Annotated in this window: 9 protein-coding genes; all 9 read left to right on the top strand. The window is 75.2% G+C overall.

The features are described from left to right. Positions 1 to 133 precede the first annotated feature (133 nt). From ABEB07_RS22715 to ABEB07_RS22675, 9 genes are read left to right on the top strand one after another with little or no spacing between them, the layout of a single operon-like run. Positions 134 to 913 (top strand): thioesterase II family protein, encoded by a 780-nt coding sequence (locus ABEB07_RS22715; RefSeq protein ID WP_345670044.1) that lies wholly within the window; start codon positions 134 to 136, stop codon positions 911 to 913. 56 nt (positions 914 to 969) lie between these two features. Next, complete coding sequence (locus ABEB07_RS22710; protein ID WP_345670043.1) at positions 970 to 2292, top strand: salicylate synthase; 1323 nt, start codon at positions 970 to 972, stop codon at positions 2290 to 2292. Further along, entirely contained in the window at positions 2289 to 3446 is a 1158-nt protein-coding gene (locus tag ABEB07_RS22705) for a Gfo/Idh/MocA family oxidoreductase (protein ID WP_345670042.1), read from the top strand. Before ABEB07_RS22710 ends, ABEB07_RS22705 begins: the two co-directional genes overlap by 4 nt. Beyond that, on the top strand, positions 3443 to 4222 hold the full coding sequence (locus ABEB07_RS22700; protein WP_345670041.1) for a VOC family protein: 780 nt from the start codon (positions 3443 to 3445) through the stop codon (positions 4220 to 4222). Before ABEB07_RS22705 ends, ABEB07_RS22700 begins: the two co-directional genes overlap by 4 nt. Further along, positions 4219 to 9792 (top strand): non-ribosomal peptide synthetase, encoded by a 5574-nt coding sequence (locus ABEB07_RS22695; RefSeq protein ID WP_345670039.1) that lies wholly within the window; start codon positions 4219 to 4221, stop codon positions 9790 to 9792. Before ABEB07_RS22700 ends, ABEB07_RS22695 begins: the two co-directional genes overlap by 4 nt. Beyond that, positions 9789 to 11624: an ABC transporter ATP-binding protein gene (locus tag ABEB07_RS22690; RefSeq protein WP_345670038.1), complete on the top strand. Its 1836-nt coding sequence runs from the start codon at positions 9789 to 9791 to the stop codon at positions 11622 to 11624. The genes ABEB07_RS22695 and ABEB07_RS22690 overlap by 4 nt, the downstream gene beginning before the upstream one ends. Then, the gene (locus ABEB07_RS22685) at positions 11621 to 13375 is read left to right on the top strand and encodes an ABC transporter ATP-binding protein (RefSeq protein ID WP_345670037.1); all 1755 of its coding nucleotides are present in this window, start codon (positions 11621 to 11623) and stop codon (positions 13373 to 13375) included. Before ABEB07_RS22690 ends, ABEB07_RS22685 begins: the two co-directional genes overlap by 4 nt. Then, on the top strand, positions 13372 to 14511 hold the full coding sequence (locus tag ABEB07_RS22680) for a saccharopine dehydrogenase NADP-binding domain-containing protein (RefSeq protein ID WP_345670036.1): 1140 nt from the start codon (positions 13372 to 13374) through the stop codon (positions 14509 to 14511). The genes ABEB07_RS22685 and ABEB07_RS22680 overlap by 4 nt, the downstream gene beginning before the upstream one ends. Continuing rightward, positions 14508 to 17279 carry a class I SAM-dependent methyltransferase gene (locus ABEB07_RS22675; protein ID WP_345670035.1) on the top strand — a complete coding sequence of 924 codons (2772 nt, stop codon included), beginning with the start codon at positions 14508 to 14510 and terminating at the stop codon, positions 17277 to 17279. The genes ABEB07_RS22680 and ABEB07_RS22675 overlap by 4 nt, the downstream gene beginning before the upstream one ends. The last annotated feature ends 75 nt before the right edge of the window (positions 17280 to 17354 follow it).

Genomic DNA, 17354 nt, shown 5'->3' with positions numbered 1-17354 from the left:
ACTTGCCTCCTGGGAAACGATCTCTGAGCCGCCGCATCGTGCCTGATAGGACCGGCTCGTGAACACCCCCGTCAGTGCTGCGTGGGGCGGGACGCCCCTCCGCGTCGGGCTACCCCGAAGGGAGAAAGAGCACATGACGGACGTCTGGCTACGCTGCCGAACACCCCGACCCAGCCCCGCTGTACGCCTGGTGTGCCTGCCGCACGCAGGTGGCACCGCCGGCCCGTACGCGGCCTGGGGAACCGGTTTCCCGGACGACGTGGCGCTGTCGGCCGTGCAGTACCCGGGGCGCGAGGACCGGCTGTCCGAGCCGCCCGCCGGTGACCTCCAACAGCTGGTGACCGGTGTCTGCGCGGCTCTCCTGCCCCTGACCGACCGGCCCCTGGTGCTCTTCGGCCACAGCTTCGGCGCCGTCGTCGCCTACGAGGCGGCGCGCCGCCTGACCGCCTGGGGAGCCGCCCCGGATCACCTGGTGGTCTCCGGCCGCCGCGCCCCCTCGCTGCCCGCCCGGGGAGACATGCACACCAGGTCCGACGACGAGCTCGTGTCCGAGCTGGTCCGCCTGGGCGGGACCCGGGGCGAGGTGCTGGCCGACCGCGCCGTCCGCGACGTGTATCTGCCCGCCGTCCGCGCCGACTTCAGGCTGGCGGAGACGTACCACCGGCCCGACCCGCTGCCGTTGGGCTGCCCCGTGACCGCGGTGATGGGGGAGGCGGACACCGAGGTCGACGAGGTCCAGGCCCGTGCGTGGTCGGCCCACACCACCGGCCCGTTCGACCTCCGTACCTTCCCCGGCGGTCATTTCTACTTCGCACCCCGCCGCGAGCCCGTGCTGTGCTTCCTCACGGAGACCGTTCGCACCGCCTCGGGCGCCAGCGTTCGATGTCGACTGGAAAGCGAGAACCTTTCGTGATCTGTCCGGATCCCACCCCGGAACGCGCCCTGCCTTTCGCCGGTGATCCCATAGTCGTGGCCGCCGCCCTCTGCGCGGCCAGTGACGCACCCCACCTGCTCTACGAGCGGGACGGCGCCGTCGTCTGGAGCGAGGGCGAGTCGGCCGTCGTCGAGGTGGCCGGGAGGTCCGTCCGGTCGTACGGGACGGGCGCGGCGGCCGAGGAACGGCCCGCAGGAGCCCACCCGTTGGCAACCGCAGGCCGGCTCTTGGAGGCGCGCATCGGCGGCACCGTGTCCGCGCACGGCTGGCTCTCCTTCGAGCTGACCCACGCCTACCACGGGGGCGAGACACGCGACGACGAGACGCTCGCTCGCTTCGTGGTCCCGGAACGCGAGATCCACCTGACGGCCACCACCGTCGTCCTGCGGGCCGACGGCCCCGAGGCCCTCGACGACCTGGAACGCCGGCTGCGCCGCGCCATGGTCGAGGGCGGGGAGCCCTCCGCCGAGCGTGTCGCCGTCGACCTGGACGAGCACGCCGACCGGTACCGCGTCGCCGTCGCCGACGCCGTGCGGGCCATCCGCGCCGGGGAGCTGGACAAGGCCATCGTCTCCCGCAGTGTGGCCGTGCCGGGCGAGGTGGACCTGCCGGCCTCGTACGTGGCGGGACGGCGCGGTCATCTTCCGGCCCGCTCCTTCCTGTTGCGGCACGGCGGCTGGGAGGCCGCCGGGTTCAGTCCCGAGATCGTCGCCCGAGTCGACACCGCGGGCTCGGTCACCGCGCAGCCGCTCGCCGGCACGCGCGCCCTGACCGGCGACGCCGAGGCGGACGCCGTCCGCCGCGCCGAACTGCGCCGCGACGCCAAGGAGGTGTACGAGCACGCCGTCTCCGTACGCCTGGTGCAGGAGGAGCTGGCGTCGGTCTGCCGGCCGGAGTCCGTGTGCACCGAGGAGTTCATGGACGTGGCCGAGCGGGGGAGCGTGCAGCACCTCGCGTCCCGGCTGCGGGGCCGGCTGGCGGAGGGAAGCGACCGGTGGGACGCGCTGGCCGCGCTGTTCCCCGCCGTCACCGCCTCCGGCATACCGAAGGGGCCCGCGCTCGACGTGATCCGGCGGGCGGAGGACACCGGGCGGGGACTCTACAGCGGCGCGATCGTCCGGCTCGAAGCCGACGGCACCCTGGACGCGGCCCTGGTGCTGCGCACCGTACTGCGGCGGGACGGCCGCACCTGGCTGCGTGCCGGAGCGGGCGTTGTGGCCGGCTCCGACCCGGAGCGGGAGCTGGAGGAGACCCGCGAGAAACTGCGCGCGGTCAGCGGCCACCTCGTGCCCGCGAACGCGTCCGCGGACCGGACCCGCAGCGAGGTCGTGGGCGTGGCCGCCGTGACCGCCTCATGAGCCGCACCGGACGCCCGCTGCGGGTCGTGGTCGCCGGGACCGGCTTCGGCCGCGTCTACCTGGACGCCGTCCGCGGCGACCCCGACGGGTTCACGCTCACCGGCATCCTCGCCAAGGGCAGCGACTACTCGCGCCGGTCGGCCGAGCGGCTGGGGGTGCCGCTGTACACGAACGTCGAGAAGCTGCCCGAGGACACCGAGGTCGTCTGCGTCGTCGTCTGCTCGGGTGCCACCGGGGGCCCCGGCTCGGACATCACCCGCGCCGCACTGCGCCGCGGCATGCACGTGCTCCAGGAGCATCCCGTCCACGCCGGCGAACTCGCCGACAACCTCCGCGCGGCCCGCGACGGCGACGCCGCCTACGCCGTCGGCACCCTCTACCCCGATCTTGCTCCGGTGCGCGCCTTCCTCGCCGCCGCCGAAGTACTGCGCGCCGAAGGGCCCGTCCGCTTCATCGACGCCGCCTGCAACAGCCAGGTCGCCTACCCCCTGCTCGACGTCCTCGGCCGGGCCGCTGGGACCCTGCGCCCCTGGGGCTTCCGCGCCCAACCCGAACCCGACCCCCAACTCGCCGGCCTCGCCGGCGGGGTGCAACCGTTCCGTACCCTGCACGCCCTCGTAGGCGGCGCGCCCGTCACCCTCCGGGTGCAGAACCAGGTCCACCCGGACGACCCCGACAACCACTCGCACCTGCTGCACCGCATCACCCTGGGTACCGACGCCGGTGTGCTCTCCCTCGCCGACACCCACGGGCCGGTGCTGTGGAACCCGCGCCTGCACGCGCCCCGCGACGCCACCGGACGCCTGGTCCTCGCCGGACCCGGCACGGAGCGGCTCGCCGAACCCTCCACCACGCAACTGCACCCGGCCGCCGAGAGCTACCACCAGGTCTTCGCCCACCTGTGGCCCCAGGCCGTCCTCGCCGCCCTGCACCGCCTGCGCGACGCCGCCGCCGACCCCGCCCTGCGCCCCGCCGCCGGGCAATGGGCGCTTTCGGTGTCCCGCTGCTGGGCCGACCTGACCGCGCAGCTCGGCATGCCCGAACTGATCACGACGCCGGAGCCCCCCGTCGTGCCCCGGGGAGACCTGTGGGCCGCCGCGGCCGGCGCCGTCGCCCCGCCGCCCACCGACCTCGCGGAAGGCCCGAGCCGATGACCGACCCCGTGACCGCCCCTTCCTCCCACCCGTCCGTCGCGCGGCGATGCAGCCACGTCCTGGTCCGGGTGCACGACCTGCCCCGCGCGGTCGAGAGCTTCCGCGCGGCCGGCTTCCAGGTCGCCTACGCCACCGCCCCCGAGCACAAGGCGCTGCACGCGCACGTCTGGTTCCGCGAGGGGCCGGTGATCGAGCTGCTGACCACACCCCCCGGGGCCCGCTGGATGCGGCTGCCCGTCGACCTCCGCTTCGGGCGCGGCGCCGGCGCGCGCATGGTCCGCTGGGCCCGCCAGCAAGAGGGCTTCTGCGATCTCGCCCTGCTCGCCGAGGACGGCCAACTGGCCGACGTCACCCGAGAACTGGCCGACCGGGGGGTGCCGTGCGGGCGTGCGGTGCGCTGGACGCGCCGGCGCCCGGACGGCGCCGAGACCCGGTTCGTCTTCTCCTACCCCAAATCCGGACGCCTCCCCTTCCTCGTCACGCCCTACGAGCCGCGCCAGCACCCGGCCGACATGGAGCACCCCAACGGGGCACGGGCGATCACCCGCATCGTGCTGGGAGTCCGCCCCGGCGACCTGCCCGCCGTCCGGCACCTCGCGGGGAACGCCGCCGACCTCCGCCTGGAGGAGGCCCCGGTGACCGGCGTGCGCGCCGTCCACCTCGCCGGCCTACCCGACCCGCTCGAACCGGCCCTGCTGCACGGCGCCGTCCTGCTCCCGGCCGACGCCACACCCGTACCGCCCACCACCCACGGCAAGGGGTCCTCCACGTCATGACCGCATCCACCACCGCGGCCGGCCTCCTCGACGAACTCGCCTCCCTCGGCGTCGAGTTGTGGAGCGAGGACGGCCAGATACGGTTCCGGGCGCCGCAGGGCGTCCTCACCGAGGACCGCCGCAGCGCCCTGCGGGCCCACAAGGAGCAGGTCGTCGCCCTGCTCGACGCGGAGACCACCGCCCGCACGGTCACCGCCGATCCCGCAGCCGCCCACGAGCCGTTCCCGCTCACCGACGTGCAGAGCGCCTACCTGCTCGGCCGGCGGGACCCCTTCGGGCATGGCGGAGTCGCCTGCCACGGCTATCTGGAGATCCACTACCCGCGCCTCGACCCCACCGCCCTGGAACAGGCCTGGAACGCCCTGATCGCCCGGCACGACATGCTGCGCGCGATCGTCCACGAGGACGGTTACCAGCAGGTCTTGCGCGAGGCGCCGCGGTGCCGGATCGCCGTCACCGACCTGCGCGAAACCCCTCGGCGCCGTGCGGCACACCTGGAGGCGACGCGGGCCGACCTGGGCCACCGCACCTACGACACCGCGCACTGGCCGCTGTTCGAGCTGCGCGTGACCCGGCTGGCCGACGGCGACGTGCTGCACTTCTCCCTCGACTCCCTGGTCGCCGACTGGGCCAGCGCCGCGATCCTCCTCGACGAACTGGACACCCTCCTCGCCGCGCCCGACCCCTCGGACACCGCCGCTCTGCCGCAGGCCGCGATCTCCTTCCGCGACTACGTTCTGGCCGAACGCGCCCTGCGGGACACCGCGCGCCACCGCAGAGACCGCGACTACTGGCGCTCGCGCCTGGCCTCCCTGCCCCCCGCGCCCGACCTGCCCCAGATCGCCACGACCGCCGGCGTCACCGCGGCCACCGGCGACGCACCTCGCTTCCACCGCCTGACCCACCGCCTGCCCGAGCCGGCCTGGCAGCGGCTGCGCGGCCAGGCGGCCGCCCGCGGACTGACCCCCACCGCCGCCGTCCTCGCCGCCTACGTGTCGGTCCTGGGGCGATGGAGCCGCCGGAAGTCCTTCACGGTCAACCTGACGCTGCTCAACCGCCTGCCCCTGCACCCGGACGTCGACCGTCTGGTCGGCGACTTCACCTCCGTCACCCTGCTCGCGGTGGACGCGCAGGCCGGGGCGGCTCCGGCGGAGCGGGCGAAGCGGCTCGGCGAGCGGCTCTTCAGCGACTTGGACCACCGGCTCTACTCGGGCGTGGAGGTCATCCGCGACCTCACCCGGACCCGCGGCCGGGACGCGGCCCTCATGCCGTACGTCTTCACCAGCTCCCTCGGCCTGGGTCCCGGCTCTTCGCAGCGCAGCGGACGCACCCTCGGCGCGGGCATCACCCAGACCCCGCAGGTCTTCCTGGACTGCCAGGTCGGCGACGGCTCCGGCGACCTGGAGGTCAACTGGGACATCAGGCGTGGCGTGCTGCCCGACGGGATGGCCGAGGACATGCTGGCCGCCTTCGGCGCGCTGCTCGAAGCCCTCGCCGACGACCCGGACGCCTGGGACAGTCCCGAGCCCGTCGCCCTGCCCGCCTGGCAGGCGAAGGAGCGTCGCACCGCCAACGACACGGCCGGCCCGCTGCCCGGCGGCCTGCTGCACGAGGGCTTCTTCGCCCGGGCCGCGGACCGCCCCGACGCGCCCGCCCTGCTGGGCGCCTTCGGCACGGTCAGCTACGGCGAGCTGGCCCGCGGCGCCGGGGCCGTGGCCGACGCCCTGCACGCGGCGGGCCGCACGGAGGGCGATCGGATCGCCGTCATCATGGACAAGGGCCCCGAGCAGGCCGCTGCCGTGCTGGGCGTCCTGTTGGCCGGCTGCGTCTATGTGCCCGTCGACACCGCCCAGCCCGCGCTGCGGCGCGCCCGGCTGCTGACCACCTCGGGCGTCCGGCACGTCCTCACCCAGTCCTGGGTGGACGACGGCGAGGGCCGGCCCGAGGGCGTGGACCGCATCGATGTCGACCGCCTCGCCCCCCGGGCGTTCATACCCGTGCCAGAGGGAGGCGATCCCGGCGCACCCGCCTACGTCATTCACACCTCCGGCTCCACCGGCGACCCCAAGGGCGTCGTCACCTCCCACCGCGCCGCCCTCAACACCGTCGAGGACATCAACGAGCGGTTCGGCGTCACCGACGGCGACCGGGTGCTCCAGCTCGCCCAGCTCGGTTTCGACCTGTCGGTGTACGACGTCTTCGGCGCGCTCGCCGCGGGCGCCGCCCTGGTCCTGCCCGACCCGGCGCGCGGGCCCGACCCGTCCCACTGGGCGCGGCTGGTGGCCGAGTACGGCGTCACCCTGTGGAACTCCGTGCCGGCCCAGCTCCACATGCTCGCCGACTACCTGACCACCGAGCCCACCGAACTGCCCGCCCTGCGGCTCGCCCTGCTCTCGGGCGACTGGATACCGGTGCCGCTGCCCGGCCGGCTGCGTACCCTGCTGCCCGGCCTGGAGCTGATGTCCCTCGGCGGCGCCACCGAGGCGGCGATCTGGTCCATCCACCACCCGATCACCGAGGCGGACGACACCCGCACGAGCATTCCCTACGGCACCCCGCTGCGGAACCAGGGCTTCCGTGTCCTCGACACCGACGGCCTGGACTGCCCCGTCTGGGTCCCCGGCGAGCTGTGCATCACCGGAGAGGGCCTGGCGCTCGGCTACCTCGGCGATCCCGACCTCACCGCCCGTCGGTTCCCCGGCCACCCCCGCGACGGACAGCGGCTGTACCGGACCGGCGATGTGGGCCGCTACCTGCCCGGCGGGGAGATCGAGTTCCTCGGCCGCGAGGACAACCAGGTCAAGATCCGCGGCCACCGCGTCGAACTCGGCGAGGTCGAGGCGGCCCTGCTGGCCCACCCCGCGGTCGGCGCCGCCGCCGCCGTGGTGAGCGATGCCGGCGGGGACCGGACGCTGCTCGGATTCGTCGAACCCGCCCCGCGCACCCCGCCGGACGAGTCCGCCCGGGACGCCCGGCTGCGCACCGCCGCGCAGCGCTACGCCGACCGTGTCCTGCCCGGCGTGGACGGCGAGCGGGTCGCCGCCCACTACGAGGCCCTGCGGCGGGCGTCCCTGCTGACCATGCTCGACGCCATGCGGCGGCGCGGTGCGCTCACCGGCGGCGCCCAGAGCGCGGACGACGTACTGGACGCGGCCAAGGTGGCGCCCCGCCACCGCTGGCTGGTGCGGCACTGGCTGACGGCGCTGGCGGACGCGGAAGTACTGAGCCGCGACGCGGACGGCCGCTACCTCGCCACGCTGGCACGCGGCATCGAGGACATCGCCCGCGCCTGGGAGGATGCTGCCCGGGGGATCGCGGACGGCCTGTGCACGGACGACCACCTCGCCTACCACCGTGCGCACGCCGAGCGCCTCGACGACCTCCTGGAGGACCGCCTCAACCCCTTCGACCTGCTCTTCCCCGAGGGCGACGACGCCCCCGCCCGCGCCGTCTACCGCGACGACGCCCTCTCCCGCCACCTCAACGCCGCCGTCGCGGCCGTCGTCCACCGCCGCGCCGCCGAGCACGACGGCCCCGGACCGCTGCGCGTCGTGGAACTGGGCGCCGGCACCGGCGCCACCACCGAATCGGCCCTGCCGCTGCTCGACGGCCTCGACGTCGACTACCTGTTCACCGACGTCAGCCCCTCCTTCCTGCCCCGGGCGCGCGCCGCCTTCCACGGCCAAGGGGTGCGCTTCGGCGTCGTGGACGTCGACGGCGACCTCCTCGCCCAGGGTCTGCCGCCGAACAGCGCCGACCTCGTGGTGTGCGCCGGGATGCTCAACAGCGCCCGGGACAGCGCCCGCGCGGTGCGCGCCGCCGTCGAACTGCTCGCGCCGGGCGGCCTGCTGGTGGTGACCGAGCCGGTCGCCGCCTACCCGCACATCCTGCTCACCCAGGGCTTCATGATGGAACCGGGCGACGGCGACCGCGAGTACGGCGCCTGTCCGCTCCTCGACGAGGACGGCTGGCGCGACCTCTTCACGCGGGTCGGCGCGGAGGACGTCCTGAGCCTGCCCGGTCCGGGCCATGCCTTCGAGGCCGCCGGACACCGGCTGTTCGTGCTGCGCGCCAAGACGGACCGGACACTGGTGCGACCCGAGCAGGTCGCCGCGTTCGCCGCCGAGCGGGTGCCCGCGGCCATGGTGCCCGGCCACGTCCAGGTCGTCGACGCGCTGCCCGTCACCGCCAACGGCAAGATCGACCGCCGCGCCCTGGCCGGCCGGCGGCCCGGCGAGCTGGCCGGCGCCGAGGCGGCCGTGGCGGACGGCGACGCCGGTCTCGAGGAGCGCCTGTGCGCGCTGTGGGCCACCGCCCTCGGTATCACCGCCCTCCCGCCGGAGGACAACTTCTACGACCACGGCGCCGATTCCCTGATCCTCGCCCGCGTGGCGGGCAGGCTGCGCGAGGAGGTGCCCGAGGCGGCGGCCCACACCTACGACGCCCTGCTGCGGCAGATGCTCAACGAGCCTACTGTCCAGGCCCTCGCCCGCGCCCTGCGGAGCACGGACCCTGCCACCTCCGACGCCGGCTCCGCCGACGCCCGCGACACCGGCGGCAACGCCCTGATCGTCCCGTTCGGCGGCGCCCCGCACCCGGACGGCACCGTGCGCGTCATGTTCCACGCCGCCCTGGGCACCCTGGACTACTTCCAGCACCTCGGCCGCGCCCTGGCCGCCCAGGACCTCGGCCCCGTGCTCGGCATCGCCGTCGCCGACGCCGACACGTACACGGCGACCCCGCCCGAACACCTGGTGGCCACCGTCGCCGACCGGTACGCCCGGCGCCTGGCCGACGAGGGCCACACCAGCTTCCAGCTGATCGGCTACTGCCTCGGCGGACTGCTGGCCACCGAGGTGGCCCGGCGGCTGACCGAACGCGGACTCAGGGTCGCCGACCTCACCCTGGTCGACAGCATCCCCATGTTCCTGGACACCGACGAGGAGCTGGCCTACGAGTCCATCTTCGTGCCCAACCTCGGCCTCGACCCGGTACCGGCCGTCTTCGGACCGGGCGTCGCCGACGAGGACGTCTACCGCGCGGTGGAACTCCTCACCACGTGCGGCGGCGGACGCATCCCGGCCGGCGCCCTGGCCGCGCTGGACAGCGCTGACGGCCTGACCGGCGACGAGGGACTGGCCGCGGTGGCCGCGGCCGCCCGCCGCGCCGCCGAACGCCCGCAGGAGGAACGGCTCGCCGCCTACGCCCGCGCCGCCTCGGACAACGCGCAGGTGCCCGTCGACGCCGAACTGGTCCCGGCCCTGTTCCGCACCTGCCGGCACAGCATGAAGGCCGCCCACCTGCAACTGGAACCGTATGCGGGGGACATGACGTTCCTGCGCGCCGCGGAGCAGCAGTCGTTCGGCGTCACCGGCGGCGTCGGCCACCTCGCCGAACCGTTCTGGGCCGAGACCTGCCTCGGCCGGTTCACCGTCACCGACGTACCCGGCAACCACTTCAGCGTCATCGAGCCGCCGCACGTCCACACCGTCGCCGCACACCTGGCAGCCCCGCTGCGACCCGGTCGGCAGACCACCGGCCGGGACACCAAGGGAGACACCCCCCGATGACCACGACCACCACCGAACCCGCCACGGCCGCCGAGCAGCTGGCCGGCGCCGCGTCACCGCCGGACACCGGGCGCGAGGAACGGCGGCGCACCGCGAGCGCCTTGCGTGAACTGCGCCGGCCCGTCGCCTGGATGACCCGGCTCGGCGTCGTGCTGGGCGCGCTCGGCGCCGTCACCAACCTGGTGCCCTTCGTCGGCATCGCCGAGATCGGCCGGACCCTGCTCGCCGACGGCCCGCCGGACCGCGACCGGGTGATCAACGCGGCGGTGATCGTCGCCGTGACCCTCCTGATCGGCTGGAGCTGCAACGGCGCGGCCTTGTGGATCACCCACCTGGCGGACGGCCGGCTCCAGGCCGACCTGCGCCGCCGCATGGTCGCCAAGCTCGGCCGGGTCCCGCTGGGCTGGTACTCGGCGACCACCTCGGGGCAAGTCCGCAAGGCCGCCCAGGAGGACATCGACGACCTGCACCACCTGATCGCCCACCACGACGTCGAGCTCTCCGGCGCGGTCGCCATGCCGCTCGCCGGCCTCGGCTACCTGCTCTGGGTCGACTGGCGGCTCGCCCTGCTGGCGCTCGCCACCCTGCCGGTCTACTTCACGGCGTACGCCTTCATGATGCGCGGCTTCACCGAGAAGATGACCGACCTGGACTCCGCCTTCGCCCGGGTCAGCGCCGCCGTGGTGGAGTTCGTGCACGGCATCGGTGTCGTCAAGGTGTTCGGCGGCACGCGCCGCGCCCACGCCGGGTACCGCGAGGCCGTGCACGCCTACGGCGACCAGTACGCGGGCTGGGTGCGCCCGGTGCTCAAGCTGGAGGCGTACACCTCCATGGCCCTGTCCGTGCCGGTGATCTCCGTCGTCGGACTGGCCGGCGGCATCTGGTTCACCCACGAGGGCTGGGTGTCTCCCGCCGACGTCCTCGCCGAGGTCCTGGTCGCCGCCGTGCTGCCCAGCACCCTGCTCACCCTCAACCAGGGCCTGACCGCGCAGCGCAAGGCGGTGGCCGCCGCCGGGCGCATCACCGCGCTGCTCGACGTGCCCGAACTGCCGGTCACCGACACCCCGCAGCGGCCGAACGGCAACGACGTCGTCCTCGACGGTGTCGTCTTCGGCTACGAGCCCGGCCGTCCGGTGCTTCACGGCATCGACCTCACCTGCCGGGCGGGCACCGTCACCGCCCTGGTCGGCGGGTCAGGGGCCGGCAAGTCTACGCTCGCCGCCCTCGTCCCCCGGTTCCACGACGTGGACGCAGGCTCCGTCCGTATCGGCGGCGCCGACGTCCGCGACCTCGCGCCCGAGGAGCTGTACCGGCACGTCGGTTTCGTCCTCCAGGACGTCCAACTGCTGCACGGCACGGTCGCCGACAACCTGCGCCTGGGAAGCCCGGACGCCACGGACGCCGACCTCGTCGCCGCCGCGACCACCGCCCGCATCCACGACCGCGTCATGCGGCTGCCGCGCGGCTACGACTCGGTCGTCGGCGAGGACGCCCGGTTCTCCGGCGGCGAGGCCCAGCGCCTGACCATCGCCCGGGCCCTGCTCGCCGACGCGCCCGTCCTCGTCCTCGACGAGGCCACCGCCTACGCCGACCCCGAGTCGGAGGCGGAGATCCAGGACGCCCTCTCCACCCTGGTACGGGGCCGCACCGTGATCGTCGTCGCACACCGGCTCGCCACCATCACCGGCGCCGACCGGATCGCCGTCCTCGACGGCGGCCAGGTGGTCGAACAGGGTACGCACACCGCACTTCTCGCCGCCGAGGGCCGCTACGCCCGCATGTGGGAGGCCCACCGCCCCGACGCCGAGCCGACCGAGGAGACCGACCGATGATCCGTCACCTGGCCACCGTCCTGGGGCCCGACCGCCGGAGCGACCTGCGCCGTTACTTCATGTGGCTCGTGGCCTACGGGGTCCTCGAAGGCATCGCCATGGCCTTCCTCGTCCCCGTGCTGCGCTCGCTCTTCGACGGCGACACCGACGGGGCCCTGCGGCACCTCGCGGTGCTCGCGGTCCTCGTCGTGGCGACCTGCGTCGCCCGCTACCAGCAGGCCATGCGGGGCTTCTCGCTGGCCGTCGTCACCCTCACCACCCTGCACGACCGGCTCGGCGACCACCTGGTCCGGCTGCCGCTCGGCTGGTTCACCTCCGAGAAGGTCGGCCGGGTCGCGCGGTCGGCGACCACCGGCACCCTCACGGTCAGCAATGTCTTCGCCCACCTGCTCACCCCCGTCGTGAGCGGCGTCGTCACCCCCGCCACCGTCGTCCTCGCCATGCTCGTCCTGGACTGGCGGCTCGGCCTCGTCCTGGTGTGCTGCGCGCCGTTGCTGTACGCCACCCACCGCTGGTCGGCCGCCTGGATCGGCCGCAGCGAACATCAGCGGGACTCCGCCGACGCCCGGGCCGGCAATCGGGTGGTGGAGTTCGCCCGGGCTCAGAAGACCCTGCGGGCCTTCGGCCGCGACCGCGAGGGCTACGCCCCGCTGGAGGCCGCGGTGGACGCACGCAGCGAGGCGGGCGGCCGGATGCTCGCCGAGACCATGCCCCGGCTGCTCGCAGGCGGCCTCGCCATCCAGCTGTGCTTCGCCGCCCTCGTCGCCGTCGGTGTGGCTCTCGCGCTGCACGACGCGGTCGGGCCCGCCGCTCTCGTCGCGCTGCTCGCGCTCGCCGCCCGGTTCGTCGGACCGCTCTCGGAGGCGGCCGGCATGAGCGGCATGCTGCGAATGGCCGGCAACGACCTCGGCCGGGTCGCCGCCCTGCTGGACGAGCCGCCGCTGCCCGACACCGACACCCGGGCCGCCCTCGACCGCCGCGGCGAGATCGCCTTCGACAAGGTCACCTTCGGCTACGAGGACGGCGACCCGGTCCTGCGGGACGTCTCCTTGCGCGTCCCGCCGCGCACCATGACCGCGGTGGTCGGCGCGTCCGGCGCCGGCAAGACCACGCTGGTCCGGCTCATCGCCCGCTTCTTCGACGCCGACGCCGGTTCGGTCCGCGTCGGCGGCGCCGACGTGCGCCGGATGCCGGTCGAGCAGCTGATGGCTCAGATCTCCCTGGTCCAGCAGGATGTGTACCTCTTCGACGACACCCTGGAGGGCAACATCCGCGTCGGCCGGCCCGACGCCACCGACGAGGAGGTGCGCGAGGCCGCCCGGATCGGCGGCGTCGAGGAGATCGTCGAGCGGCTGCCGGACGGCCTGGCCACCCGGGTCGGCGAGGGCGGGGCATCCCTGTCCGGCGGCGAACGGCAGCGCGTGTCCGTCGCCCGCGCCGTCCTCAAGCGAGCCCCGGTCGTGCTGCTCGACGAGGCCACCGCCGCCCTCGACCCGGAGAACGAGAAGTACGTCCAGCGGGCCCTGCGGACCCTCATGGCCGACTCCACCCTGCTGGTCATCGCCCACCAGCTGTCCACCGTCGTGGCCGCCGACCAGATCATCGTCCTGGACGAGGGCCGCGTCAGCGAGCGCGGCACCCATGAGGAACTCCTCGCCGCCGGCGGCCTGTACGCCCGCTTCTGGGAGCGGCGCCGGCGCAGCCGCGGCTGGCGCCTGGTGCCCGAGGGCACGGCGGAGGTGACCGCGTGATCGGCGTCATCGGCGGCTACGGGGACGTAGGGGCGCCCACCGTCCTCGCCCTGCGCGAGGCCGGGCAGCCCGTCCGCGTCGGCGGTCGCTCGGCCGACGCGGCGGCCGGCTTCCTCGCCCGGCGCCTGCCGCACGACCCGGCGGCGGAACACCGGGTGGTGGACGTGCGCGACGGCGACGACGTGGCGGCGTTCGCGGCGGGCCTGGACGTCCTGGTGAACTGCGCGGGCCCCTCCCACCTCACCGGTTCCGTCGCGGCCGACGCCGCCTTCCGGGCGGGCGTCGACTACGTGGACGCCGCCGGGGACGACGCCCTGCACGCGCTCCTGGACGACGGGCGCTACCGGCGTGCCGGCCGGACCGCCGTGCTCTCCGCCGGCCTGCGTCCCGGACTGACCGGCATCTTTCCGAGGGCCGCGGCCCGCTGGGCGCGGGCCGCGGGAATGACCCGGCCCGACACGGTCACGGTCCGCACCAGGGTGCGGGACCTGTTCACCCGCACCTCCGCCCTGGAGTACCTGCACGGCGCCGCCGCCCCGGGCCCGGGCCCCTTGGCAGCCTGGCGGGACGGCGCACCCCGACCCCGCGCGCTGACCCGCCGTACCGTCACCGACCTGCCGTTCTTCCCGGGTGCCGGCACCGAGCTGCCCCAGCTCTCCGCCGAGGACGCCCGCACCGCCCGGGCGCTCGGCGTCCGCGACGGCGACTGGCTGACCCTGATCCAGGGCGAGCGCGTGCTCGCCGCCTTCGACCTCGTGCACGCGCTGCCCCCCGACGAGGCTGCCGAGGGCCTGTGCCGGGCGGCTGCCCTCGACCTCGCGGGCCGCCCGCCCACCGTCACCCTGGCGGTGTCCCTCACGGGGAACGCGGCCACCCGCACCGCGGTCCTGCACGGCGCCGGCAACGCCCGGCTGACCGGCGCGGTCGCCGCCCACGCGGCGCTGTGCGTGCTGCGCAAGGAGATACCGGCCGGCCGGCACTTCGCCGCCGACGTGCTCGACGCCGAGGCCGTCCTGGCGGCCCTCACCCGTTCAGACCGGGCCGACGACACCGTCCCGTGCGCCCGGATAGACCTGCTCCCCGAGGGCGTCGACCCTTTCGCACCGGACGCCGTCACCGAAGTGGGGGCGCTGTGAGCGACGCCCTCACCCCCGCTCCCGGCGGGCTCCGGCCGCGCCGCGAGCTGGCCGGCCTCGATGCCATCAGCCGTAGCGCGATGACGGCCGCCCTCCACCCGGCGCTCCCCGCCACCGCGGACGGCATCGCCGCCGGCCTCTCCGTGGCTCCCCGGCACCGCGCCCTCCTGGGCCGCTGGCTGACCGCGCTCACCACCGCGGGCGCGCTCAGCCGCGACCAGGACGGCGTCTTCCACGCCACGGGCCCGGCCGGCGTCCCCACCCCGTACGAGCTGACCGCTCCGTACGCGCGGCTCGGATTCCCACCGGAGATGGCCCGGCTGCACGGGGCCGCCCTCGACCGCCTGCCCGACCTGCTGAGCGACCGGATCACCCTCGCCGACCTGCTGCCCGCGGACACCGACGCGGTGACCTCACTCGGCGCCTACCAGCGCAACGCCTTCACCGCACGGCTGCACGAACGGTGCGCCGAGCTGGTGGCGAGCGAGACCGCTCGGCGCGGCCCCGGCCGCACGACCGTGGTCGAACTGGGCGGCGGATCTGGTGCGGCCACCGAAGCGGTGCTCGACGCGCTGCGGGGCCGCAACGCCGAATACCTGTTCACCGACGTGAGTCCGCTCTACACCGGTGCCGCCGCCGAACGCCTCGGCGTGCGCACCGCGTTGCTCGACATCGACGCCGACTTCACCGACCAGGGCCTTGCGGTGGGCGGCGCGGACATCGTGGTGGCCGCCAACGTCCTGCACAACGCGGCCGACCTGCCGGCCGCCCTGCGCCGCATCCGCCGGCTGCTGGCGCCCGGCGGCACGCTGCTGGTCGTGGACTCGGCCGGCGACTGCGACACCGTCCTGACCTCGATGCAGTTTCTGCTCTCCCCGCCGGCCTCATCGCCCCATGGCTCCGACCCGCGCACCCGCTTCAGCGACCGCCGGGCGGGAACCGACACGGTCTTCCCCACGGTGGGGGAGTGGGAGACCGACCTGACCGCAGCTGGCTTCGACATCCGCGCCCGGCAGCCCGACGACCCGTCGGAACCGGCCCCGGCCGGCCAGTACCTGTGGTACGCCACCGCGCCCGGGGCCGCGACCGTGGACACCGCGCCACTGCGCCGCCTCCTGGACGGGCGTGGCGGGCAGCCGGTCTGCACCGTCGACGGCACGGACTTCCCGTCGGCGGCCGTCCTCGCCGCCGTACCGCCCGCCCCCGGCGGCGCACTGCCCGACGCGGCGGCCCGCTTCTTCGCGGCGGTGGCGGATGCTCTGGCCGCCGCGACCCTGGAGCCCGGGTCCGACGAGGGGCCCCCGCCGCACACGCTGGTCCTGGCCGGCGATCCGGCGGGCGCCCGCGCGGCCCTCGGCAGCTGGGCCCGGCGCGGCCGGGTCACGGCGCTCCCCGCCGCCACCGGGCCGGCCCGGCTGCTGGCCGCGCTGGAACGCACCGAGGCCACCGAGGCGGTGCTCCCGCTCGCCTCGGTCCGCGCCCTGCCCGGCGCGCCCACCGCCGCCCTGACCGACCTGTCGGCCCTGACCCGCGTCGTCTGCGCGGAACCCGGCACCGGGCCGGACGACGTCGAGGCCTGGGCGGCCCTGGGCCCCGCGCTGGAACAGGCGGCGCCGCTGCCGGGCTCCCACGGCCCGGCCCCCCGTGACCTCGCGGACACGGCCTCCGCCGCGGCCGACGCGGCACTGGGCGGCCTGGACCTCCACGCCTCGGTCGACGCGGCCCGCGAGGTGGGCCGAGCGGCCCTGCACAGCATGGTGCACACCCTCCACCGGGCCGGCTGCTTCACGCGCCCCGACGACCGTCACACCCCGGAGGAGATCGAGGCCAGGGTCCGGCCGGCCGACGACCACCGGCGGCTCCTGCGCCGATGGCTGACCGTGCTGGCCGAGGAAGGGCTGCTGGTCCAGGACGCGACGGGCGTCCTTGGCTGCGCCGTGGACCCGCGGGCGTACGCCGACCTGGACGCGGTGTGGGGCACGGCCCGGCGCGGCTGGCGTGCCGCGCACGGCTCCGACGCGACCGTCACCTACGCCCGCGGCTCGGCCGGTGAACTCCTGGCGCTGATGCGAGCGGAGACGAGCGCGGCCGGACTCCTCTTCCCGCGCGGGAAGACCGACACCGCCCGTTCGCTGTACCGGGAGAGCGCCACCGCCCGCTACCAGCACCACGCCGCCGCCGCCCTGGTGGCAGACCACTTGCGGGGCATCGTGGGCGACCGCCGCGTCCTGGAGGCGGGCGGCGGGACGGCGACGAGCACCGAAGTGGTCCTGCCGGAGCTGGAACGCCTGCCCGGCACGCCCGTGGACTACCTCTTCACCGACGTCTCCCCGTTCTTCCTCGACCACGCCCGCGCCCGCTTCGGCGACCGGCTGCGCTACGGCCTCCTCGACATCGACGGAGACCCCGGGACGCAGGGCCACGCGGCCGGCTCCTTCGACGTGGTCGTGGCCGGCGGCGTGCTGAACGCGGCGGTGGACACCGACCGTTCCGTGCGCGGGCTCGCCCGGCTGCTCGTCCCCGGTGGCCTGCTGGTGCTCACTGAACCGACCCAGGAGGAGCACTGGGTGCTGGCGTCACAGGGCTTCCTCCTGACGGAGCCCCGCGACGCCCGCGCCACCACCGGGGCCAGCTTCCTGACCCACGCCCAGTGGCGCGCCGTGCTCGACGGCGCCGGTCTCCTGCCCGTCGCCGACCTGCCCGCCGAGGGCCACCCCCTCCACCCACTGGGCCACCGCGTCCTCGCCACCCGGCGCCCGGCGACCTGAACCACCGGTGTCCTAGAACCACCGGCGCTCCCGACACGAACCACCGTCCGTGCCGCCTCCAGCGGCGGCCGGCCC

Origin of the sequence: Streptomyces similanensis (assembly GCF_039543625.1) — a bacterium.
Classification (GTDB): Bacteria; Actinomycetota; Actinomycetes; order Streptomycetales; family Streptomycetaceae; genus Streptomyces; species Streptomyces similanensis.
This window is presented reverse-complemented; position numbering and strand designations above follow the sequence as displayed.